The organism is Arthrobacter sp. B10-11 (assembly GCF_033142195.1).
GTDB classification, from domain to species: Bacteria; Actinomycetota; Actinomycetes; order Actinomycetales; family Micrococcaceae; genus Arthrobacter; species Arthrobacter oryzae_C.
The window spans coordinates 139,839-160,711 of record NZ_JAWMTH010000006.1 but is presented as its reverse complement, the minus strand read 5'-3'; the positions used below and the strand labels follow the sequence as shown (position 1 = coordinate 160,711).

Sequence of the window (20,873 nt, the reverse complement as noted above, 5' to 3'; positions counted from 1 at the left end):
GCCTCCGGTCAGGCGCTGGCGAGTTCGACGGCGGCCGGCTGCTGCCGGCCCTGGGCCACCTGGCTCTGGCCCAGCGCGTAGCCGTCCGTCTTGGGGAGGACGTGGCGGCGGAGGTAGTCCTGGTTGCTGGCCGTCACGCTGAGGCCGTCGCCGCCGTAGTGCTCGGTGCAGAGGATGCCCTGGAAGCCGACGGACAGTGCCAGCTTGAAGGCCTCGCGGTAGTTGATGAGGCCGCTTTCCATCGGCGCGGGCATGGCGACATACATGTCGCGCGCGGTGTCCTCGTCGCGGATGTAGTTCTTCATGTGCCAGTAGTTGGAGTACGGCAGGGTTTTGGCCACCATCTCGCGCCAGTCTTCGATGGGCCGGTGAAGGCGGATCAGGTTGCCGAGGTCCGGGTTGAGGCCGACGTTGGCGAGGCCGATGTCCTGGACCAGCTGCACGGACGAATCCGCGGTGCCCAGGAAGGTGTCCTCGTACATTTCGAGGGAGAGCAGCACGCCTACTTCGGCGGCGTGCCGGCCCAGTTCGCGGAGGCGGCTGACGGCGTTGCCCCAGGCTTCCTTGTTGCCCGCCGGGTCCTTGTATCCCTCGACCGTCCAGAACCAGAGCTGCTTCTGCTGCTCGGGCGTGATGGCCTGGTGGAGGCCGAAGGAGACAACTTCGCAGCCCAGTTCGGCGGCGGCGTCGATGGTGCGGTGGCTGTAGGCCAGGTTGGCTTCCCAGCGGCCTTCTTCGATGACGCTGCGGCGGATGGCGGAGATGACCGGGACGCCGATCCCCACACTGTCCGCCGTCTGCTTGAACTCCGCCAGGCGGTCCTTGTCCAAGTCGCCGGGGCGCACCCAGCTGTCGGTGAGGTCCGCGTTGGCGAACCCGGCTTCCTTGACCTCGGTGAGCACCTCTGCCCAAGCGGCGGGGCCGGCGTCGTTGATGTGGGTTCCCTGGGCATCGGTGCCCGGGAACTGAAGCAGGGCCGCAGTAATGGGCCAGTTCTCGGCTGTGTAGGCCATGGTGTTCACTCCTTTGTGCGAATCCTGTTTCCTATAGGATTTACTATCGACAAAGAGTTGTCAAGGTCACATTTCAGGTGGTGTCAGCCCAACTAGGTAGCAGCAGATGTCGTTATGGGCCTCCAAAACGACATCTGCTGCTACCTAGTTGTTGGGTGGGAGGCGCTGCGGGGCAGGGTCAGCCTTCCGGGGCGTCCGCGATCGCACGTCCGCGGACCTTGCGGACGTGCTCGGCCATCGCTGACGCGGCCTGCTCGGGGTCCCCTGTGGCCAGGGCGTCGAGGACGGCCTGGTGTTCGGCGATGGCGTTTTCCGCGTCCGTGATTCCCACGCCGCCGAACAACCGGAACCGCTGAACCTGGCCACCGAGGGCAGCATACGCGGCCACCATGAACTGGTTACCGGTCTGTTCGGCGATGAGCCTGTGGAACCGCTCATCCGCTTCGAGGTAGTCCCGGTACTCAGCGAACGACGGCCCCCGCGGCGCAGTCTTCAAATCGGTCACCGCCTGCTCCAGCTCCGCGAGCCGCTCCGGAGTGAGCCGCGCACAGGCGAGCCGGGCATTCACCGGCTCAATGGCGAGCCGCGCTTCCATCAACTCGGCGAAGTCCTCGCGGGTGAAAACAGGCGCCACCCGGTACCCCTTGAGGGCCACCCGGCGGACCATGCCGGTGTGCTCCAGCCGGGCCAGGGCTTCCCGGACCGGGGTGGGCGAGACGTCGAGGTCCCGCGCTGTCCCGTCAATGCTGACGGTGGCGCCCGGTTCGAGCCGTCCGTCCATCAGGGATTCCAGCAGTTCCTCGTAGACGTGGTCGGCAAGCACCTGGCGGCTCACGGGCCGGCCCTTGCGGCTGCCGGGACTGTTGATCTGGGAGGGGCGCTGCATGTTCAGATCCTATAGGGCTGGCCGGGAGCAGCAGAGTTGACCGGTCACAATACGGGTGAAGGCGGGCGCAATTGGATTGCGCCCGCCTTCACCCGAAGACCCTGAAAGCCCTGTTCCGGAAGTCGTTAGTTCGCGGACTCCTCGTAGAACGGGTAGTCCGTGTAGCCCTCCGCGCCGTCGGCATAGAAGGTGGACTGGTCCGGTTCGTTGACCGGCAGGCCTTCGCGCCAGCGGCGTACCAGGTCCGGGTTGGCGATTGCCGGACGGCCCACCACCACGGCATCGGCATGGCCGTCAGCCACGAGCGCGATGGCCTCGTCGCGGGTGGTGATGACGCCGAACCCGGTGTTGACCAGGAAGGGTCCGTTGAACCGCGAACGCAGGTACTGGACCAGGTCGCCGGCGGGCTCCTTGTGCAGGATGCTCAGGTAGGCCAGCTTCAGCGGCGAGATGGCGTCCACCAGTTGCGAGTAGGTCGCGCGGGCGTCTGCGGCGTCCGTTTCGAGGGCGCCCTGGACGTTGTGTTCCGGAGAGATCCGGATGCCGACGCGGTCGCCACCGACGGCCGCAACCACAGCCTGTACAACCTCGATGACGAAGCGCGCCCGGTTCTCGGGTGAGCAGCCGTAGATGTCCTCGCGCTGGTTCGACGACGGGGCAAGGAATTCGTGCAGCAGGTACCCGTTGGCGGAGTGCAGCTCCACGCCGTCGAACCCTGCTTCGATCGCGTTCAGCGATCCCTGCACAATTTCTTGGAGGACGCCGGGCAGTTCGTCAGTGGTCAGGGCGTGCGGCACGGGGTGCGCCTGCTTGCCCTTGTACGTGCGGGTCTCTGCCTCGACGGCGATGGCGCTCGGCGCGACCACCTGGTGTCCGCCGTTGATGTCCTCGTGCGAAACCCGGCCACCGTGCATGATCTGCGCGAAGATCCGGCCGCCTTCGGCGTGAACAGCCTCCGTGACCTTCTTCCAGCCGGCGATCTGTTCCGGGGTGACAATGCCGGGCTGCCCCGGGTACGAGCGTCCGGCCGGGCTCGGGTACGTGCCCTCGCTGACGATCAGGCCGAGCGATGCGCGCTGGCGGTAGTGCTCGGCGACGATCGGGGCGGGTACGCCCGCTTCGCCGGAGCGGAGACGGGTCAACGGCGCCATCACCAGGCGGTTGGGCAGTTCAAGCTCACCGAGGGTCAACGGGGAAAACAGCATGCGCATTTCCTTTCACAGCGGATTGGGTCCACTGAGGCCAACTGCGAGGCGCCTGCAACTATTCCGGATGAGACCCGGATAACTACGGATGCACGATGATCTTCACCGCCGTGTCGTTGTGGTGGATCAGGGTGTCGAAGCCCTTGTCCACCAGATCGTCCAAGGCAATGCGTCCCGTGATGAACGGCTTGAGGTCGACTTTTCCCTCCTGGACCAGTTTGATCGCGGCCGCGTGATCGCCGCGGTAGGCAATCGTTCCGCGCAGGTCGATTTCCTTGAGGACGATCTTCTGCATGTCCACGGTGGCGGGGCGGCCCCAGATGGACACGTTGACCACCACTCCGGCGGGCTTGACGACGTCGAGCATGGTGTCCAGCACCGCGTTCACCCCGGCACATTCGAACGCTGCGTCCGCACCTGCTCCCCCGGTCAGTTCCAGCACCCGCGCCTTGACGTCGACCGCGCTGGGGTCAAGCACGTGATCCGCGACGCCGGATGAGGTGGCCTTCTCCTTCCGCGCGGCGGACAGTTCGGTCACCACAGTGGTGACGCCCAGTCCTTTCAGGACCGCCGCCGTGAGCAGCCCGATGGGACCCGCACCGCCGACGACGGCGACGTCCCCGGCTTTGACGTCGCTGCGGCCCACTGCATGATAGGCAACGGCGAGGGGTTCGATGAGCGCAGCTTCGTCCAACGGGATGTCGCCGACCGGGTGGACCCAGCGCGAGTCGACCACGATCTTTTCGCTGAGTCCCCCGCCGCCGCCGGCAAGCCCGATGAAGCCCGACTTGGTGCACAGGTTGTAATTGCCCGCTTTGCACGGACCGCATTCGTCACAGACAAAGTAGGGCTCCACCACCACGCTGTCTCCGACTGACAGTCCGGTCACACCGTCGCCCAGTTCCTCCACAGTGCCGGAAAACTCGTGTCCCAGGGTGACCGGGGCCTCCTCGTGCGACAGCCCGTGGGGGTGGCCGGGCGGCGGGGTGAAGATGGGCCCTTCCAGGAACTCATGGAGGTCCGTGCCGCAGATCCCGCACCACGCGACGGCGATCTTTACGGCACCAGGCCGCAACTCCGGCTCCGGAATGTCTTCGATCCGAAGATCCTCGCGGGCATGGAATCGTGCTGCTTTCATGGTGTTTTCCTTCGCATGAGGGGCCGTGGATGCACCGGGGCGGCGCATCCACGGCATGTCGTTGATCAGCGCTTGTGGTGGGTGGGCTGGAGCTCGTACACCGGAGTGGGCAGTCCCTCCATCCGTGCCTTGAGCTGCAGCGCCAGGTAGTTGGAATAGTGGCGGCTCTGGTGCAGGTTGCCGCCGTGAATCCACAGATTCTCAACGTTGGTGGGCTTCCACATGTTGCGCAGCTCCCCCTCCCACGGCCCAGGATCCTTGGGCGTGTCCGAGCCGAAGCCCCAGCATTTGCCGACGGCGTCCGCCACCTCAGGCGAGACCAGGTCGGCAAGCCAGCCGTTCATGGACCCGTAGCCGGTGGCATAGATGATGACGTCTGCCTCGAGCTCCGCTCCGCTGTCCATGACCACAGCGTTTCCGGTGATTTTGGTGACTTGCCCGTTGGCGAGCTTGACCCGGCCGTCAATGATCAGCTGGGAGGCGCCGACGTCGATGTAGTAGCCGGAGCCGCGCCTGAGGTACTTCAGGAACAGGCCCGAACCGTCCACGCCGAAGTCCAGGTCGAAGCCGGCCGCCTCGAGCTGGGAGTAGAATCCGGCGTCACGCCTGGCCATCTCCTCGTAGACAGGGATTTGGGCTTCCGGCAGGATCCGGTACGGCAACGATGCGAACAGGAGGTCCGCCTTCTCCGTGGTGACGCCGTTGGCCAGTGCCTTCTCCGAGTAGAGGTCGCCGAGCGCAAGGTCCATCAGCGATTCGCTGCGCGCAATGTGAGTGGAAGACCGCTGGACCATGGTGACCTCCGCGCCGTGTTCCCACAGGTCCGCGCAGATATCGTGGGCCGAGTTGTTGGAACCGATCACCACGGCCTTCTTGCCCGTCCAGTCCCCGCCGCCCGGGTGCTTGGACGAGTGGTACTGCTGCCCCAGGAAGGACTCGGCGCCGTCGAACGCGGGAACGTTCGGGTATCCGGAGACACCCAGTGCGAAGACCAACTGCTTGGGCCGCAGGGTGACCGGTTCGCCGTCGCGCATTACCTGCACGATCCATTCCCGGGACGCTTCATCGAAGCGGGCGTTGGTGCATTCTGTCTTGGACCAGTAGTTGAGCTCCATGATCCGCGTGTAGTGCTCCAGCCAGTCGCCGATTTTGTCTTTGGCGGCGAATACAGGCCAGTCGTCCGGGAACTTCATGTAGGGAAGGTGGTCGTACCAGACGGGATCGTGCAGGTGGAGTGACTTATAGCGGTTCCGCCAGGAGTCGCCGGGCCGTTCGTTCTTCTCGACGATAATGGTGGGCACGCCGAGCCTGCGCAGCCGCGCTGCCAGCCCGATTCCGCCCTGGCCGCCGCCGATGATCACGGTGTAAGGCTGGTCTTCGTATCCCAGGCGGGCTTCCTGCTCCTCCTTGAGCTCCAGCCACGACTTGCGGCCCTTGCTGATCTGGTGCGCCATGCCCTTCTCGCGGTTGGGGCCCTTTTTCTCCTCGAAGCCCTTGAGCTCCTTCATGGTGGTGAGCAGCGTCCAGCATTTGCCGCCGCGGAGGCGCACATGGGCGTAGCCCCGCGCCTGGGCGGTTTCGAAGTCTACCCAGGCCTCAGTGTTCGCGGCGTCGCCGGTGCATCCTCGGCGAGTGCCCAGTTGCTTGGCCGGACGTCCGCGAGCGTGGCATCCAGCATGCGCTTGATGTCGTCCTTGCCCTCGATCGTCTTGAGGTTCCAGGTGAAGGAGACAAAGTCGCGCCAATACGGTTCGTCCTCGAACAGCTGTAGTGCGGCATCGGTGTCCTTGCTGCGCAGCGCCTCGTCGAACTGCGCCAGCCAGGCCTCCACGATGCCGTTTGGTGTCTCAGGCATGATTCCTCTTTTCGTTGCTGACAGTGGGCCGTGCCCGGTCCGCCTCGCGATGACCGGCCCGTGACCCGCATCACAAGTAAAGTGCGCCGGGGGTTACAATCGAGTGACACGGCCCCCTTCCCGGTTTTTCGGGCGGTCCGGCACGATTCGATGACGAGTTGGGAGACTGCGGATGCGGACGGGCACCGGCGCGACCACCCATCTTCCCGACCTGAGGTTTACTGCTCCTGCGGAGTACGCCCGCACCTTGCGCAAGGCCCATGAAGCCACGATTTCGGGCAGTCCTGATCCGTCAATTTCTCCGTCCCTGATCAAGTCCTGGCAGCGTTCGATGGCGCTGGGCATCGACCCTGACCAGCACAGGCCGGTTCACCGGCACGACGTGTCCGAGGCGCGCTCGCTCAGCGCCGGGCACCGCCTGGCCACCGTGATGCCGGCGTTGTCCCAGTTGCTGGCTGACGAGTCCGCCGCGGGCCGCCACCTGCTGATCGTCACCGATCGGCAGGGCGAAGTGCTGTGGCGGGTGGGGAGCCGGCAAGCGCTGAGGCTGGCCGACTCCCTGGAGTTCGTCGAGGGGGCCGACTGGTCCGAAGCGGGAGTCGGGACCAACGCCATCAGTGAGGCCCTGGTGACCGGCCTGCAGGCGCAGTTGTTTTCTGCCGAACACCTGGTGCGCACCCATCACGACTGGGCATGTACGGCTGCACCCATCCGCGATCCGAACACCGGAGAAGTGGTGGGGGTGCTGGACGTTTCCGGCCCCTTCGAATCGGTGACACCGGACAGCCTGCGAATGGTGCGTTGCGGGGTGCGGCTGGCGGAGGAGCTGCTGAAGTCTTCCGGTGGTCCAGCCGCCAGGCAACAGAGCGCCGCCGTGCGTTCCACGCTGCTGCTGACTTTGTTGGGCGACAAACCGAGCGCCGAGCTCGACGGCGGCGAGCGGCTTCCGCTGACCCTGCGCCGCGCCGAGATCCTGGCGCTGCTGGCCTCCCGGACCCAAGGGTGGAGCGCCGATGAACTGGCGTATCAGCTTCATGGCGAGGACGGCGCCGCCACGGCGATCAGGACTGAAATGCATCGGATCCGAAGCGTCCTGGGCAACGTGGTGGAACCCAACCCTTACCGTTTCTCGCCGGCCATCCGCGTGGTCACGGACGTGTCAGTGGTCGCCGACCATTTGCGAAACGGAAGGGTGGCCGAAGCGCTGGCCGCCTACCCCGCGAAGCTGCTCAACCGTTCGACCAACCTGCCTGTCGAGCTGATGCGGGACGAACTCAACGAAGCTGTTGGCGCCTCGGTCCGCTCCAGCGGAGACGCCCAGCTCATCCTGCGGTGGTGCGCGAGCGACATGGGCGCGTCGGACACCGAAGCGGCCGCGGCAATGGCGGGCCTCATCGGACCGGGCGATCCGCGGTTTCAGTTAGTGCGGGCGCGGATGGAACGCGTGGACCGGGAACTGCAATCCTGAACCGGCAAGTTGTTCACGGGGCGGGGGCTGTGACTCCCGGGCAGCCCTGGCCTTGGGGGTTCGCGATGCAGTCATCGGCGTAGTTTCGCGTGATGGACCGCCACACGCTGATGGTCTGCGGCGGCGAACTGAACTGTCCTTGGCCGGGGATGGGCAGCGGCGGGCCGTTGTTGACGGAGTACGTTCCCTGGAAATGGGTTGTCAGCACCACTTGGTAGTCACCGGTCTGCGTGTAGACATGGCTGGTCCGGGTCTTCTCGCCCCACCGGTCCTGCGGGAGCGGGCCGCCTGCCGACTGCTGCGGTCCAAACGTTGTCCCATCGCCGTAGTTCCACGTGTACTGGACAGGGGTCGCCACCACATGGACCTTCTGGGCCAGGATCGTGATGTCGAACTGCTGTTCTGCCGAGTCCGCGAAGAAATTCGTCTCGGCTCCGCGCAGGGTGTGGGGACTCGGCTGGGCCGTGACGGTTCCTGCGGCTACGGGAAGCTTCTGGAACTCGCTCTGAATCATCGCCGCGATGCGATCCAATATGTCCTCTGGTTTCGCATCGTAAATACAGGTGGGTCCTTCAAAGAAGCTCCAAACTGGCGGATCGAAGTCTTTGAGCGATCGGTACCAATTGACGCTACGCCCTCCATCCCCGTCCCCGCAGGCAACTTCTGGCCCTGTGCAGTTCGATCCGTCGAGTACGGGATCATTTCTGCAAAGTAGCTTGTACTTATATCGATAGGGATCACTCGGTATACCGATAGGTAGCTGCGTCCAGGCGCCCGTTTCGGGATCTTGGTTCCAGCTCCCACCAACGTTGGCTCCGCTCTCGTCCCAATCCCCTTTAATTGGCGAGTCCGAGGAAGCCGCCTGGCCGCCAACCATGGTTAGGCCGAAGCTGAGCAGAACCCAGACCGAACATGCAAATATTCTGAGGGCTACCTTGCTCATTGACTGTTTGCAAGGTGCTCGACGGTATTCGCCCGCCAGGCTCCCCCATCGTAGGAAGCCAGCATTATGTCGCCGGCTGCAGGTTTTTGCTCCGTCTTCTCATCGAGCGTCTTATCGGAGCGGTAATAGGAAAGTGGTTCTTGAAAAACCTGAATCAATACTTGATATTCACCGGGTGCGGTTTCTACGAATTTGGATTGGACTCCCTGCACAACCATCTTGCCGCCAGCCAGCCAGCGCCCTTCAGAATGCCATGCTTCCACCACTTCTTTTACTCGGTGGCATGATGCGCATGTCGTGGCGGACACAGCTTGTAGGGGTGTCACGTCGCCCGTTTCATATGCGTAGCTAAGGGTCGCGTACCAGTACTTCGCGAAAGCCTCCAACCCCTCCTTCGTCTCCGCCTTGGCCGCCTCTGGCAGCACCGGAACGGGAACGTTCTGCGCCTTGCCGCTGGCGTCGGCCGGCTTGTACGCGGCGGACGGGGTGGGCGTGGGGCTCGGCGAGGGGCTTGCCGACGCTGACGCGGACGCAGACTCCGAAGCTCCGCCAGTTCCCTGGGGATTGCCGCCCCCGTTGCACGCCGAGAGCACCAGCACCGAAGCGGCGAAAACTGCGGCGGCGGAATAGCGCCACTGCGCGAGAGCAGAAGTACGAGATGTCATGGGCAGCTATTCCCCCGATAGTTTCAAGACGTCCGAGCCGCCCGGCACCAATTCCGGACAACGATTAAAGGGTAACTGAGGTCACACTTTGCTGCTCAAAGTTATCCACAGGCAACTTTCCCGGTTTACCACTCAGGGCCACCGATGAAAAGTCATATCGCCGGAATGGCCACAGCTGCCCTTTCCCCTCAACGTCAACGCCACCCCTTTGTTGATTCCCCACAAAACCGGCAACAAAAAGCCAAACTAGCGTCAGAGAAGACCAGCCGAACCCGCAAAAGGATCCCATCAATGACGATTCAGGCAAGCCTCGCCGCAAGCGACAACACAACCTACCCAATCCTCGAAACAGCCCGCCGGCAGGTCCTGGAGGACGGCATCGGCCTGACCCAGGCGCAGCTCGAGGAAGTCCTCCGACTCCCGGACGCAGCCCTTCCCGCCGCCCTCCAACTGGCCCACGAAGTCCGGCTCAGGCACTGCGGTGAGGACGTCGAAGTCGAAGGCATCATCTCCATCAAGACCGGCGGCTGCCCCGAGGACTGCCACTTCTGCAGCCAGTCCGGCCTGTTCGACTCCCCTGTAAGAGGCGTCTGGCTCGACATCCCCGAACTCGTCAAAGCCGCCAAGGAAACCGCCGCCACCGGAGCCACCGAATTCTGCATCGTCGCCGCCGTCCGCGGCCCCGACATCAAGCTCATGAACCAGATCAAATTCGCGATCGACCGCATCAACGAAGCCGTGGACATCAACATCGCCTGCTCCCTGGGCATGCTCACCCAGCGCCAGGTGGACCAGCTCAAAGACTGGGGGGTGCACCGCTACAACCACAACCTCGAAACCGCCCGCAGCTACTTCCCCGAAGTGGTTACCACCCACAGCTACGAAGAACGCCTCGAGACCTGCAACATGGTCAAGGCCGCCGGCATGGAACTGTGCTGCGGAGCCCTGATCGGCATGGGCGAGACCCTGGAACAGCGCGCCGAACTCGCCGCCCAGCTCGCCGCCCTCGAACCCCACGAAGTCCCCCTGAACTTCCTCAACCCCCGCCCCGGCACACCGCTCGAGAACCAGGGCATCATGGACGGCAAGGACGCCCTGCGGGCCATCGCAACCTTCCGCCTCGCCATGCCCCGCACCGTGCTCCGCTACGCCGGCGGCCGCGAACTGACCCTCGGCGACCTCGGCACCCGCGAAGGACTCCTAGGCGGCATCAACGCCGTCATCGTCGGCAACTACCTCACCACCTTGGGCCGCCCCGCCACCGCGGACCTCAACCTCCTTGTCGAGCTGAACATGCCCATCAAGGAACTCCAGAAAACGCTATGACCGGAGTTTCCCAAGACTCAACCCCCGCTGCGTTTTGCGGGCACTGCGGTGAGCCGTCCGACGGCGGCGCCGGCCCGACGTCGGACGTTCACCGCCGCTGCGGCGAGCGCCTCATGCTGGAACCGCCGCGCTACTGCGCCGCCTGCCGGCGCCGCATGAAAGTCCAGGTCACCCCGACAGGCTGGACCGCTGAATGCTCCCGGCACGGCTCCACCGAAATGAGAATGCGTCCTTAAGACACTGGCCAACGCCTGCCACTGACTGAACAATGAGCACATGATGTTCACACACGCAGACGGCAATCCCATTCTCAACCTTGACGATGACCAGTCGTGGAAGCTCATCGAGGGCACCAAGCATGGTCGGCTGGTAGTGACCGTAGCCGGTGAACCGGATATCTTTCCGGTCAACTACGCCGTGAGCGACCGGAAGCTCTACCTTCGGACCGCTCCGGGAAACAAGCTTGCGGAGCTAACGATCAATGCCAAAGTCCTCTTTGAGACGGACGGCATCATGTCCGACGAGGCCTGGTCAGTGGTTCTTCGCGGAACGGCGCGGGTCCTTGACCAGTCCGCGGATATCGCGGCCGCGGAATCACTCGGATTGAAGCCCTGGGTGCCCACGCTGAAGGACTTCTACGTCGAGATCGAGCCGGTTTCGGTCAGCGGACGGCACTTCCAGTTCGGGGAACATCCGGAGCGGGAAATCTAGGATGGCGGCCGCCTAGACTTGATTCATGGCTGACCAGCTGACTCCCGAACGGCGCAGCTGGAACATGTCCAGGATCCGGGGCAAGAACACAAAGCCGGAACTGCTGGTGCGGAGCCTGTTGCATGCGAAAGGCTACCGCTACCGGTTGCACGGCAGCGCGCGCGGCGGCAAACTCCCGGGCAATCCTGATTTGGTGTTCGCGGGACGGCACAAGGTCATCTTCGTCAACGGCTGTTTCTGGCATTTCCACGACTGCAAGGCGGGGCAGCACGCGCCCAAGGCCAACGCGGAGTTCTGGGAAGCGAAGCGGACGCGCACCAGGAACCGCGACGCCGAACAGCGCCGGCTCCTCGAGGCGTCCGGTTGGAAGGTGCTCACCGTCTGGGAATGCGAGCTGAAGGACGCCTCTGCCCTTGAAGAGCAGCTGGAGCAGTTCCTGGCCTGACCGCGACCCGGCAGCTACGACACCCGACGGGACCCCAGCGCGGCTTTGAACGCTGCCGCCGATGAGTCGCTGCTGTTGATGCGCCAGTCCGTTTCCTTCTGTAGGTGGAACCAGACGAAGCCCACCACATCCGGCTGGGCTGCCAGGTAGCTCACCAGATCGGTGTTCCACTGCGCCTTGGAGCCGCCGGCCTCAGCGGATGCGGTCTCGGCGATCAGGATGGGGACGCCGGGCGCGAGTGTCCGCAGCTGGGCTATCCCGGGTGCGAAGAGGTCCTGGGGCGAAATCCAGCTGCTCCACGACGCGGAGGTACCCCAGTTGTACCCGTCGAGGGCCACGACGTCCACGTAGCTGGCGCCCGGGAACAGCCCCGCAATGTCGGTGGAGCCAAAGTACGGAACATTCGGGCTCCATACCCAGGACACATTGCTGGCGCCGGTGGACGCAACCACATCATGCACGTGCCGCCAGGCCTGCACATAGTCACCGGACTGGTTGCCGTTCACGCCCTCCGCCCACGGGTACCAGTTGCCATTCATCTCGTGCGCGAACCTCAACTGGACGGGCTGGCCCCAGGACGCCAGCGCCTGCCCCCACTGCGTAAGGTAGGCGTCAAAGTCGCCGGCCGCGATCCGGTCCAGGGCGTAGGCAGGCTGCGTGAGCCCGCTGCCCCATGCCCACGGCTCCCACGTGACCAGCGGGACGGCTCCGCGCGCCCGCACGGCATTCATCTCGGTGATGGGCGGAGCCTGCAGGAAGTCCTTGTAGAACAGCACGCTTGACGGGCTTTCCCCCGCAAGCTGTGAGACTTCATCCAGTTCGGCACCGGCCAGCGGGCCGCCCGCCGTTGCCACCCCGAAGCGGAGCGCAGCCGTGCTGACGGGAGGGATGGCGGGAGCGGAGGAAGTGACGGTGAAAACGGATGAGGCTTTGATGGAGGACGTCTTCGCTGTGATGGTCAGCGGTCCAGGAGCCGCAACCGGGATGGTGATGGACGTGCTGAAGGCACCGGAGGCCGCCGTTTTGAAGGAAAAAGTGGCGGACCCGACTATGACGGTGCCCGTTGTGGAAACCTTGAATCCCGTTCCGCTGACGGTCACCGCCGAACCTGCCGGGCCGGTGTTCGGGTTGAGGTAGACCTGGGCTGCCGCGGCCGCCGCAGCCGGCGCCGCCTGGACGGGCTGGACGGCCGCCACGGCCAGGCCTACCCCCACCACCAGGGCAGCAACAACAGTCCTAACGATCCTGAACACAGCGGTCCCCGCAATCGGCTGGTGGCCCGGACAGCCACAGGTCAGTTCGGTGCCGGCAGACACTTGTCCCGATCCTAAAGCTCAACCGGCCCACTCTGATCAAGATTGGCGCAAATTTTTCCGGAAAGCGTATTCCATGCGCGGGCGAGCCCTACTGTAAAAGAGGCAAGGATGTGTCCGCACCCGTTATCCCGGTTGTGCAGGGCCAAGGGAAGGGGTGTCCAATGGATGGACAGGATGGCGCCAGCCACCCGTACGTCGACCCCTCCGTGCTGGAGACCCTTCGCTGTGAACTCGAGCCCGACGCCGAGTACTGCGCCGTGTTCGTCAACAGTTACATCCAGCAGCTGCCGAGACGGCTCGATAAGCTTCGCCACGCCGTGGAGGCCATGGACCTGGATGCCGCCATGGACGCCGTCCTGAGCGTCAAGACCTCCAGCATGATGGTGGGTGCGGCGTACCTGGGACGGCTCGCGGATGAGCTCGAAACAATCCTGAGGCATTTGGAGTCGCACCCGGAAACCGTGGCTGAACAGCCGCCCAGGCTTCAACTGGCGCTTCTGGAAAGCATGGACGCGTGCACCGACCAGACCGTGGCCGGCCTCTCGGCAGCCGCCGCGGCCTAGGATGTAGCCGGCCACCTAGACCTCCGACAGCCAGCGGCCGGGCCCCACCCCGGGATCAGCGTTCAGCAGGAGCCAACCGGTAGCCGACACCGCGGACCGTCTGCAGCCAGCGCGGGTTCTGCGGGCTATCGCCGAGTTTCTTGCGGAGGTTTCCCATGTGCACCTCGACGGAACGCTCATCGGCTTCCGAAATGTAGCCTCCGACGTCGTAGGGTTCGTCCCGAAGCCGTCTCACCAGTTCCGATTTGGTCCGCACCATCCGGCCCGCTTCCAGGAGGGCGTGCAGCAGGTCGAACTCGGTTCGCGTCAGGTGCAATTCACGCCCGTCCACGCTCACGGTGCGCGCGTCGTAGCTGAACTCAAGGCCGTTGTGCGTCAGCGTCCGGCCCGTGCCGGCAGCGACGGCGGGGGCCTTGCCCCCGGCGGCGGCGTCCGACGTCGAACGCGGACGCCGCATCATGGCGGCAACCCGTGCGCGCAGTTCGCGGGGACGGAAGGGCTTGGTCAGGTAGTCGTCCGCCCCGGATTCCAGGCCGATGAGGGTATCCAGTTCCTCAGCTCGGGCGGTCAGCATCACGATGTAAGCGTCGGAGAATTCCCTGATCTGGCGGGCCACTTCGAAGCCGTCGATGTCCGGGAGGCCCAGGTCAAGGGTGATGACGGCGGGATTGAGGTCCTTGGCTGCGATCACTCCTGCCGCCCCGCTGCTGGCCACTTGGACATCGAATCCGGCCTGGACGAGCACCACCCGGACCAGTTCACGGATATCGTGATCGTCCTCGATTACCAGACCCACACGTGATTCACTCATCGCAGCCCCCTCAGTCCGCTCGATACCGTCAGAAGTATAGCGCTCGGCGGATATCGTGGGAGGTATGCGCCCAGTAAACCGCACGTCTTTAATTACCCTGCCATGAGCCGCAACGTCACGTGGGACCTTGCATCCGGCCGGATACTCTTCTTCCGCCGGCCATTCCACGAGTACTCGCTGCGGGGGCGTGTCACCCTCAGCCAGATGCCGTTGTCCATCACTGCAGGGCTCACCGCCGTGCTGATGCTGCTGTTCTTCCCCGGGACGCTGGGTAATCCCCTGTTCGTCGCGTTCTTGGCCTCGCAGGTAGTGATCCTGGGCTTGTGCTACCTCATGCCATGGGAACGGCTTCCGTTCGGGAGCTTCCTGGTGATTCCCGTCCTTGACTTCGTCTCCATCGCCCTGGGAAGGGAGGGCGGGCAGGAGGGCCTGACCGGGATCAGCCTGCTGGCCGTCTTCCCCGTCATCTGGCTCTGCGCGTCGGGGCTGTATCCCCGGGCTTCCCTGCTGGTTTCCTTCCTCGCACCCCTGGGCATCATCTGGGTGCCCCTCTTCCTCCGCGGCGACATCAGCGGCCAGGATTTGGCGCGGACCCTGCTGCTCCCGATGATGATGCTGGGGATCGGCGTATCGGTGAGCGTGCTGACGCTCAGCATGGTCCGCCAGCAACGGGACCTGGAAGAAAAGGACGCTCAACTGCGGCTCACATTGAAAGAGAGCAAAAGGCAGGAAGGCCTGCTGAATTCCGTGCTGGAAACCGTCCATCTGGGCGTCCTGGCAGTGGACGCAGACGGTCACGACGTCCTGATGAACCGGAAGCAACGGGAGAACCACCGGCTCGCCACGCCTCCGGGAAACGACGATCCGAATGAATCACAGCTCCTGGTGTTCCAGCCTGACCGGACCACCAAGGTACCGGTCGAAGAACGGCCGGTCCGCCGTGCCGTGCTGGGCGAAAGCTTCACGGACAACCTGGTGTGGCTTGGCAGCGGAAGCGCACAGCGCGCCATCACCACCAGCGCCCGCGCGATGCGGGACCAGGACGGCGCCTTCGCCGGCTCGGTGATCGTGTTCAGCGACGTCACCGACCTGGTCAACGCCCTGGCTGCCAAGGACGACTTCGTAGCCAACGTGTCCCACGAGTTCCGGACGCCGCTGACCTCAATCCTCGGCTATGCGGAACTGCTGCTGGACGACCGTGACGGAGTGCCCGAATCCCATCGTGAACCCCTCCTGATCATCCGCCGCAATTCGGAGCGGCTGCTGGGGCTGGTGTCGGATCTGCTGGCCAGCCGGAGCGGGCAGCTCATCGTCAGCCCGCAGGCGGTGAATGTGGCCGAACTCGTGCGCGCCAGCATCAGTGCCGCGCTCCCCCGCGCAGCCGCCGCGAAGGTGCGGCTCCGGGCGGATGTTCCCGAACGGCTGGAGGCCCACGTGGATTCCGGGCGCATGTCGCAGGTACTGGACAACCTCGTGTCCAACGCCATCAAGTACTCGCCCGACGGCGGAGACGTGTTGGTGTCACTGGACTCTGAGGGGCAGGACGTGGTGTGCGAGGTACGCGATACAGGCATGGGCATGAGCGACAAGGACCAGGCGGAAGTGTTTACGAAGTTCTTCCGGACCGGCAATGTGCGGAACACATCCATCCCGGGCGTGGGGCTTGGCCTGTCCATCTCCAAAGCCATCGTTGAAGCGCACGGCGGGAGCATCCACCTTCGCAGCGCGCTGGGCGAAGGCACCACCTTCACCGTCAGGGTGCCGGCCTAGGTTCCGGCCGGTGGCCCGCCGGCCCGCCGTCGGTTTGCGGGCGCCGTCGGCCCCCGCCGTCAGGTTTGCGGCCGGTACTGCTCAATCAATGTCCGCGCCATCGCCTGCGCACGCTTGGCGGCGTCCGCATCGCCCTCAGCCGCGGAGATGATGGACCCCTTCATGAGGATGTGCCACGACCGGGAGAAATCCTCGGTGTCCCTGAGCCCCGCTTCCTCGGCGAGCTGCTGGACGTGGCCGCGGATCCGGGCAAGGTAGTCGATGCTTGCCCGCCCCAGCGGATGGTTGGCGCCCATTTCCAACAGAATGTTGATGAAGGAGCACGCCTCAAAGTCGTCGCGCCGGAACCAGTCACCAAACACATCGAAGATGGCCAGCAGCTGCTCCGCGGGTGTTCCTCCGCGGCGGCGCGCGTCAGCGACGATCAGGTCTACCGTCCACTGGCGGTCGCGCTGTTCAAGGAAGGCAAGCACCAGTTCGTCCTTGGATGAAAAGTGCCGGTAGAACGTTGCCTTGGCCACACCCGCGCGGCTGATCAGCTCGTTGACGCCCACGTCCCGGATCCCGCGGCGGGCGAAGAGCTCGTAGGCCGTATCAACGATCCGCTGCCTCGCGTCGGCGCCACTGATGGCAGCCTCGCCCTCCGGGGCGGGCATAACCGGGGCAGCCACTACCACTGCGTGCTCTTCCACTGCAGCCTCTACCGCTGCGTTATCTGGCGTGGGATTCATTACAAATAGTCTAGCGCAGAGGGGAGACAGACTTGTCTGTCTGAGATAAAATTCTCTACATTCCGGTCGGTCGAATTCCCAGGCGTTTGAGCCAGAGCGCTTGTGCCACAGGAAGGTAAGAGATGCCGAAGAAATTGTTGTCAACCGTTGAACCCCATCAGGGCATTTCACGGCAGGCGCGGTCCGGGATCCATGCCGTTGGGGGGCCCGCACGCGGGCGCGTGAATCTTGAGCCGATTCGTCACCAGTCGTGGGAAATCATCAATGCAATCCTGATGGACACCGATCCGGAAGGGTCCGAAATCCGCAATCAGCTGCGCCGTTGCCTTGACAGGAACCAAGGCAACCCTGAGAGGGCTTTGCTCATGCACCTCATGTCAATGCCGGGCCGCTCCGAGCCCGTCATCGTTGATTAAGTCCTGCCTGCCGCACCACTTCGCCCCAGGACTGCTGTGCAAGGTCGGCAACAGCTGCCAGGATGTCCGCCGGCGGCAGGGACAGATCAAGCGGGTACTCCACCACGTCGATGTCAGTGTTCAGGATGCGGCGGAGCTTCATTTCCCCCGCGCCTGCGTACACAAGCCAGGCGGTGGGGACACGTAGGGCCGTGCAGTAAGCCAGCATCTGGAAATGGTCTGCGGACAGGGACGCGCCCTGGTCCGTGGCCGCCCGGTATTTCGTGTCGTAGACCACCACCGGGCGCCCGCCGAGCAGGTGCACCGCGTCCGGATTCACCGTCAGCCGGTCGGAGTCGCGCACGGCCTCGTTCAGCAGTGCGTTGTACTGCAGCCGCATCTCCCCGGGATGGGCGGCCATGGCTTCGCGGAGGGCGGTTCCCACAAAATCCTCGAACACCTGCCCCATGTCTACCACGAACGACGCCGTCTGTTGCTTTCCGTCGCCCGCCTCGGCTGAGGCGTTGCGCAGGATCACCTCGGAGAGGCGGAGCACTGCGTGGTACCGGGTGTTCATCCGGGTGGCCTGCCACGACGGCAGCGGCGCCCCGGACTGGAGGCGCGTGACGGCGTCGAGCTTTCCCTTCAGCTGCCGCAGGCGGCTCTGGACGTCGGGCCGCACTCGCGGAACCTGGGCCATGCGTTCCAGGGCGGCCCGGAGGATGCGGTTCTCTGCGATGTCTTCGGTGAATTCGTCGTAGGAAACTTCCAGCGGCACCAGCATTCCGGGCCGGCGCGAGATCTGGTCCGAAATCCGGATCCTGCCCTTCACCGTACGCAGCGATTCGTCGACGGTGAGGTATCCCTGCAGAACGCCGCGGCTCAGCGCGCGGTCCGCCAGCTGTGCCAGGGATTCCGCCAGCGCACTCCACAGGTCCGAGTCTTCGACGGCGGCCACGGGATCGTCCCGGAAACCTTGGTTCCCCGCATAACTGAGGAGGAACAGCAGCCGGTTAAGGCCGAGCCGGTCCTTGGGCCGCACTTCCAGCTGCACCGTGGGTGTCCGCACCGACCCCACCATGCCCACCGGTTCGATCCTGAACAGGCCCATGCCCATGGGCGACGCCTTGGCCAGGCCGCTGGCGTTCACAAACGCCGCACTTGCAGCGTCCAGCTTGTCCACCACGCCGCCGGACAGCTCGTCCAGGACGATGTGGCGCACAGCCTTGCCGGCACTGGAAGGCTGCCGCGCCGGCCGCGGCGGCACGACCACCGGCGTTGTTCCCTTGCCGGGGAGCAGCCCGTTAGCGGGACGCAAGGCGCCCCAGCAGCTGCTCAAGCCCGAAGCGCTCCTGGAGCTGTGCCCGGTTCAGCTGGCCGTGGTAGTGCTCCTCCAGGAGCGGCATGAGCTCGTATTTCCAGATCCGGCGCAGGCCGGAGGGAGTCTGGGCTGCCTTTTTCATGAAGTAGGACGGCCCGATCATGAGGTCGCGGTCCCACTCGTCAATCGCATCATTGAGGGCGTCGAGGAGGAGGGCCGGGGTGGTGTCCAGGTTCCGGGCCTGCAGGAAGCGGAGCAGGGAGCCCTTCACCGGTTCCGTCTTGGGGTGCAGCTCGATGAACGAGAACCGCCTGCGGATGGCAGCGTCCATCATGGCGATGGAGCGGTCTGCGGTGTTCATGGTGCCGATGATGTACAGGTTGTCCGGGAGCGTGAACGGCTCGTTCGGGCTGTACTGCAGGTAAATGCGGTCGTCACGGTATTCCAGCAGGAAGTACAGCTCTCCGAATACCTTGGCCAGATTGGCGCGGTTCATCTCATCGATGATCAGGAAGTAGGGCTTGTTTTCGTTTCCGGGCTTGGCAGCCTCTTCCGCGAGGCGGCGCAGCGGTCCGGCCACGAGCTTGAAGGACACCTGCCCCTCGTCGGTCTTGTCCGGCCGGAAGCCTTCGAAGAAGTCCTCATAGGCGTACGACGGGTGGAACTGCACCAGCTTGACGCGTTCGTCGGTGCTGTCCCCGGCAAGCTCGGCCGCCAGGTGCTTGGCGAGGTAGGTTTTGCCGGTTCCGGGCGGACCGTAGAGCACCAGCTGCCGGTTCTCCTCCAGGAGTTCGGCGATTTCCTGCAGCGGTTCGAGGTCCATGTGCAGGGACGCGGCGAACTCTTCCGTCAGCGGACGGAACCCCTCCGGAACCGGTTCGACGACGGCGGCCGGCGTGGCGGCGTCGTCGTCCTCCGCCTCCGCTTCGGCGGGCAGCAGCGCCTGCAGCGCCTGCACCACCCGGGTGACGTCCACGATGACCCCCGGCGTGGCCAGCTGGCGCTGGACGTGGCGGGGAAGGTCGGCCATGTTGTGTGCTTCGTCGAACCAGCGGACCTTGCGGCGCATCCGGCGGTTGTCCTCGTTGTGCTCCGGTTCGCCCAGGACCCCGCCCAGGCGGACGGTGCCGGCGTGCTGGTACAGGACCAGGTCGCCCGGCTTCATCACCGTCAGGAACGCAAAAACGGCTGTCTTGTTGTCCTCACGCTCCACATAGCCCAGGTGCTTGTAGTCCTCGTCCACGGCGTGCTGTACGACGCCCGCCGTGACTCCGGGGTCCAGGAGCCGCAGATGTTCGACGTCGAGCGTCACCTTCTCCTCGCCGTGCCACGCCGCAAGGAGGTCCTTCACGTCATGGTGCGTGCGCAGGAGCCAGGCGCGGCGGCCCGGATCCCCCACCTTGCGCCACTGGCTCACCAGCTGGCGGGCGTACCAGTCGATGCGCTGGCCCGCCTGCTTGTCCAGGTAGAGCCGGATCCGGTGGATGTCAGCGGTGATTTCCGCTTCGCTGTCACCCTTGGCGCCGCCCACCAACGACGCGAAGGCATCCCGGATTTCCTGCCGCTCCACGTCGGCCACCACCGGTTCGAAGTAGCTGGGCCACGCAAGGTACTCGAGGCTGCGCCGGATCGCCGGCTGGTCATCCGGCGTCCCGGACGCGAGCTGATGGAAGGCGAGCGGATCCTTCAACGCCTTGGTCATGGCATTCGTGGACTGTTGGTCCACGTGCTGCACGAAGCGGCACAGCCACTTCAGGTGGTCCCAGATCGTCCAGTTGAATTCGGCAGTCCGGTCGCGGATGACGCCGTGGTCCGTCATGCCTTCGTAGAGCTCGTCCGGAAGTTCCAGCGGCGGCTCCAGCCAGGAGGCCGCCTCAGCCACCCGGGCACGCTTGACTTTCAGTGACTTGACCTCGTGTGCCAGCGGCAGCGACTGGAGGAACAATAGCTCAACGGCCAGCTGCTTGGCGGCGCGGGAAGCGTCCGACAGGTTTTGCCGGAGGTTGGTCATCATGGGCGCCTTGGAATCGGCCACACCCCGTTCCAGCCGCTCAAGGAGTTCCGAGGCTGCCGCGGTGGTCCACGTCTGGGTCCGTCCGTCCAGCGCCGACGGCTTGCCCTGCAGGCCGGCCCCGAGGACAAACCACGCCGCGTCCTCGATCTCCTTGGAGATACCGGGGGCGCGGGTCATGGCAGGCTTCGCGGTGGGGGTCATGCGTTCAAATTTACAGGGTTAACCTGAGCGGCAGCACCACGGGACACCACAGGTTACTGCCTGGTAGCTCTTTAGGCATTATGTATGTTTACTTGG

General features: G+C 64.7%; 18 protein-coding genes and 1 pseudogene. 7 read left to right on the top strand and 12 right to left on the bottom strand.

Annotated elements, in window-relative coordinates:
- Positions 1-8: 8 nt before the first annotated feature.
- The 5 genes and pseudogenes from RW112_RS18070 to RW112_RS18050 form a co-directional block, all read right to left on the bottom strand.
- Complete coding sequence (locus RW112_RS18070; protein ID WP_317783077.1) at positions 9-1,013, bottom strand: sugar phosphate isomerase/epimerase family protein; 1,005 nt, start codon at positions 1,011-1,013, stop codon at positions 9-11.
- 178 nt (positions 1,014-1,191) lie between these two features.
- Positions 1,192-1,899 carry a GntR family transcriptional regulator gene (locus RW112_RS18065; protein ID WP_317783076.1) on the bottom strand — a complete coding sequence of 236 codons (708 nt, stop codon included), beginning with the start codon at positions 1,897-1,899 and terminating at the stop codon, positions 1,192-1,194.
- 125 nt (positions 1,900-2,024) lie between these two features.
- Positions 2,025-3,104, bottom strand: a complete 1,080-nt coding sequence (locus tag RW112_RS18060; RefSeq protein WP_317783075.1) for an alkene reductase — start codon at positions 3,102-3,104, stop codon at positions 2,025-2,027.
- Positions 3,105-3,186: 82 nt separating this feature from the next.
- A complete protein-coding gene (locus RW112_RS18055) occupies positions 3,187-4,242 on the bottom strand; it encodes a 2,3-butanediol dehydrogenase (RefSeq protein WP_317783074.1) in 1,056 nt (351 codons plus the stop codon).
- Between the two features lie 65 nt (positions 4,243-4,307).
- Positions 4,308-6,097 (bottom strand): annotated as a pseudogene (locus tag RW112_RS18050) (NAD(P)-binding domain-containing protein).
- A 172-nt stretch (positions 6,098-6,269) separates the two neighbouring features.
- Between RW112_RS18050 and RW112_RS18045 the strand changes: the two are divergent.
- Positions 6,270-7,565, top strand: coding sequence for a helix-turn-helix domain-containing protein (locus RW112_RS18045; RefSeq protein ID WP_317783073.1), 1,296 nt, complete (start codon positions 6,270-6,272; stop codon positions 7,563-7,565).
- Positions 7,566-7,578: 13 nt separating this feature from the next.
- Here RW112_RS18045 and RW112_RS18040 read toward each other — a convergent pair whose 3' ends face one another.
- Positions 7,579-8,079, bottom strand: a complete 501-nt coding sequence (locus RW112_RS18040; protein ID WP_317783072.1) for a PKD domain-containing protein — start codon at positions 8,077-8,079, stop codon at positions 7,579-7,581.
- Between the two features lie 425 nt (positions 8,080-8,504).
- Positions 8,505-9,173, bottom strand: coding sequence for a DUF6318 family protein (locus RW112_RS18035; RefSeq protein WP_317783071.1), 669 nt, complete (start codon positions 9,171-9,173; stop codon positions 8,505-8,507).
- Between the two features lie 291 nt (positions 9,174-9,464).
- Between RW112_RS18035 and bioB the strand changes: the two genes are divergently transcribed.
- From bioB to RW112_RS18020, 3 genes are all read left to right on the top strand, one after another.
- The gene (bioB, locus tag RW112_RS18030) at positions 9,465-10,499 is read left to right on the top strand and encodes a biotin synthase BioB (RefSeq protein ID WP_317783070.1); all 1,035 of its coding nucleotides are present in this window, start codon (positions 9,465-9,467) and stop codon (positions 10,497-10,499) included.
- 276 nt (positions 10,500-10,775) lie between these two features.
- Positions 10,776-11,210: a pyridoxamine 5'-phosphate oxidase family protein gene (locus RW112_RS18025; RefSeq protein ID WP_305939924.1), complete on the top strand. Its 435-nt coding sequence runs from the start codon at positions 10,776-10,778 to the stop codon at positions 11,208-11,210.
- 25 nt (positions 11,211-11,235) lie between these two features.
- The gene (locus RW112_RS18020; RefSeq protein ID WP_055797805.1) at positions 11,236-11,655 is read left to right on the top strand and encodes a very short patch repair endonuclease; all 420 of its coding nucleotides are present in this window, start codon (positions 11,236-11,238) and stop codon (positions 11,653-11,655) included.
- 14 nt (positions 11,656-11,669) lie between these two features.
- Here RW112_RS18020 and RW112_RS18015 read toward each other — a convergent pair whose 3' ends face one another.
- A complete protein-coding gene (locus RW112_RS18015) occupies positions 11,670-12,899 on the bottom strand; it encodes a glycoside hydrolase family 26 protein (protein WP_411709939.1) in 1,230 nt (409 codons plus the stop codon).
- A gap of 233 nt (positions 12,900-13,132) precedes the next feature.
- Between RW112_RS18015 and RW112_RS18010 the strand changes: the two genes are divergently transcribed.
- A complete protein-coding gene (locus RW112_RS18010; protein WP_317783069.1) occupies positions 13,133-13,534 on the top strand; it encodes an Hpt domain-containing protein in 402 nt (133 codons plus the stop codon).
- Positions 13,535-13,589: 55 nt separating this feature from the next.
- Here the strand turns inward: RW112_RS18010 and RW112_RS18005 are convergent, their stop codons facing one another.
- Entirely contained in the window at positions 13,590-14,345 is a 756-nt protein-coding gene (locus RW112_RS18005; protein WP_317783068.1) for a response regulator transcription factor, read from the bottom strand.
- Positions 14,346-14,447: 102 nt separating this feature from the next.
- Between RW112_RS18005 and RW112_RS18000 the strand changes: the two genes are divergently transcribed.
- Positions 14,448-16,115, top strand: a complete 1,668-nt coding sequence (locus tag RW112_RS18000; RefSeq protein WP_317783067.1) for a HAMP domain-containing sensor histidine kinase — start codon at positions 14,448-14,450, stop codon at positions 16,113-16,115.
- A gap of 59 nt (positions 16,116-16,174) precedes the next feature.
- On the opposite strand, the gene RW112_RS17995 is transcribed toward RW112_RS18000, so the two are convergent.
- Positions 16,175-16,771, bottom strand: a complete 597-nt coding sequence (locus tag RW112_RS17995) for a helix-turn-helix domain-containing protein (RefSeq protein ID WP_317783237.1) — start codon at positions 16,769-16,771, stop codon at positions 16,175-16,177.
- A 197-nt stretch (positions 16,772-16,968) separates the two neighbouring features.
- Here RW112_RS17995 and RW112_RS17990 point away from each other — a divergent pair, with 197 nt between their 5' ends.
- Entirely contained in the window at positions 16,969-17,262 is a 294-nt protein-coding gene (locus RW112_RS17990; protein ID WP_317783066.1) for a hypothetical protein, read from the top strand.
- Here RW112_RS17990 and RW112_RS17985 read toward each other — a convergent pair.
- Both RW112_RS17985 and RW112_RS17980 read right to left on the bottom strand, forming a co-directional pair.
- Entirely contained in the window at positions 17,249-18,508 is a 1,260-nt protein-coding gene (locus RW112_RS17985) for an McrC family protein (RefSeq protein ID WP_317783236.1), read from the bottom strand. The genes RW112_RS17990 and RW112_RS17985 overlap by 14 nt on opposite strands.
- 37 nt (positions 18,509-18,545) lie before the next feature.
- Positions 18,546-20,777: an McrB family protein gene (locus tag RW112_RS17980; protein WP_317783065.1), complete on the bottom strand. Its 2,232-nt coding sequence runs from the start codon at positions 20,775-20,777 to the stop codon at positions 18,546-18,548.
- Between the last annotated feature and the right edge of the window lie 96 nt (positions 20,778-20,873).

Excerpts from the sequence above, each read along its gene's own strand:
- RW112_RS18070 (WP_317783077.1), bottom strand. The coding sequence starts at position 1,013 with ATGGCCTACACAGCCGAGAACTGGCCCATTACTGCGGCCCTGCTTCAG.
- RW112_RS18065 (WP_317783076.1), bottom strand. The coding sequence starts at position 1,899 with ATGCAGCGCCCCTCCCAGATCAACAGTCCCGGCAGCCGCAAGGGCCGG.
- RW112_RS18060 (WP_317783075.1), bottom strand. The coding sequence starts at position 3,104 with ATGCTGTTTTCCCCGTTGACCCTCGGTGAGCTTGAACTGCCCAACCGC.
- RW112_RS18055 (WP_317783074.1), bottom strand. The coding sequence starts at position 4,242 with ATGAAAGCAGCACGATTCCATGCCCGCGAGGATCTTCGGATCGAAGAC.
- RW112_RS18045 (WP_317783073.1), top strand. The coding sequence starts at position 6,270 with ATGCGGACGGGCACCGGCGCGACCACCCATCTTCCCGACCTGAGGTTT.
- RW112_RS18040 (WP_317783072.1), bottom strand. The coding sequence starts at position 8,079 with ATGATTCAGAGCGAGTTCCAGAAGCTTCCCGTAGCCGCAGGAACCGTC.
- RW112_RS18035 (WP_317783071.1), bottom strand. The coding sequence starts at position 9,173 with ATGACATCTCGTACTTCTGCTCTCGCGCAGTGGCGCTATTCCGCCGCC.
- bioB (WP_317783070.1), top strand. The coding sequence starts at position 9,465 with ATGACGATTCAGGCAAGCCTCGCCGCAAGCGACAACACAACCTACCCA.
- RW112_RS18025 (WP_305939924.1), top strand. The coding sequence starts at position 10,776 with ATGATGTTCACACACGCAGACGGCAATCCCATTCTCAACCTTGACGAT.
- RW112_RS18020 (WP_055797805.1), top strand. The coding sequence starts at position 11,236 with ATGGCTGACCAGCTGACTCCCGAACGGCGCAGCTGGAACATGTCCAGG.
- RW112_RS18010 (WP_317783069.1), top strand. The coding sequence starts at position 13,133 with ATGGATGGACAGGATGGCGCCAGCCACCCGTACGTCGACCCCTCCGTG.
- RW112_RS18005 (WP_317783068.1), bottom strand. The coding sequence starts at position 14,345 with ATGAGTGAATCACGTGTGGGTCTGGTAATCGAGGACGATCACGATATC.
- RW112_RS18000 (WP_317783067.1), top strand. The coding sequence starts at position 14,448 with ATGAGCCGCAACGTCACGTGGGACCTTGCATCCGGCCGGATACTCTTC.
- RW112_RS17995 (WP_317783237.1), bottom strand. The coding sequence starts at position 16,771 with ATGCCCGCCCCGGAGGGCGAGGCTGCCATCAGTGGCGCCGACGCGAGG.
- RW112_RS17990 (WP_317783066.1), top strand. The coding sequence starts at position 16,969 with ATGCCGAAGAAATTGTTGTCAACCGTTGAACCCCATCAGGGCATTTCA.
- RW112_RS17980 (WP_317783065.1), bottom strand. The coding sequence starts at position 20,777 with ATGACCCCCACCGCGAAGCCTGCCATGACCCGCGCCCCCGGTATCTCC.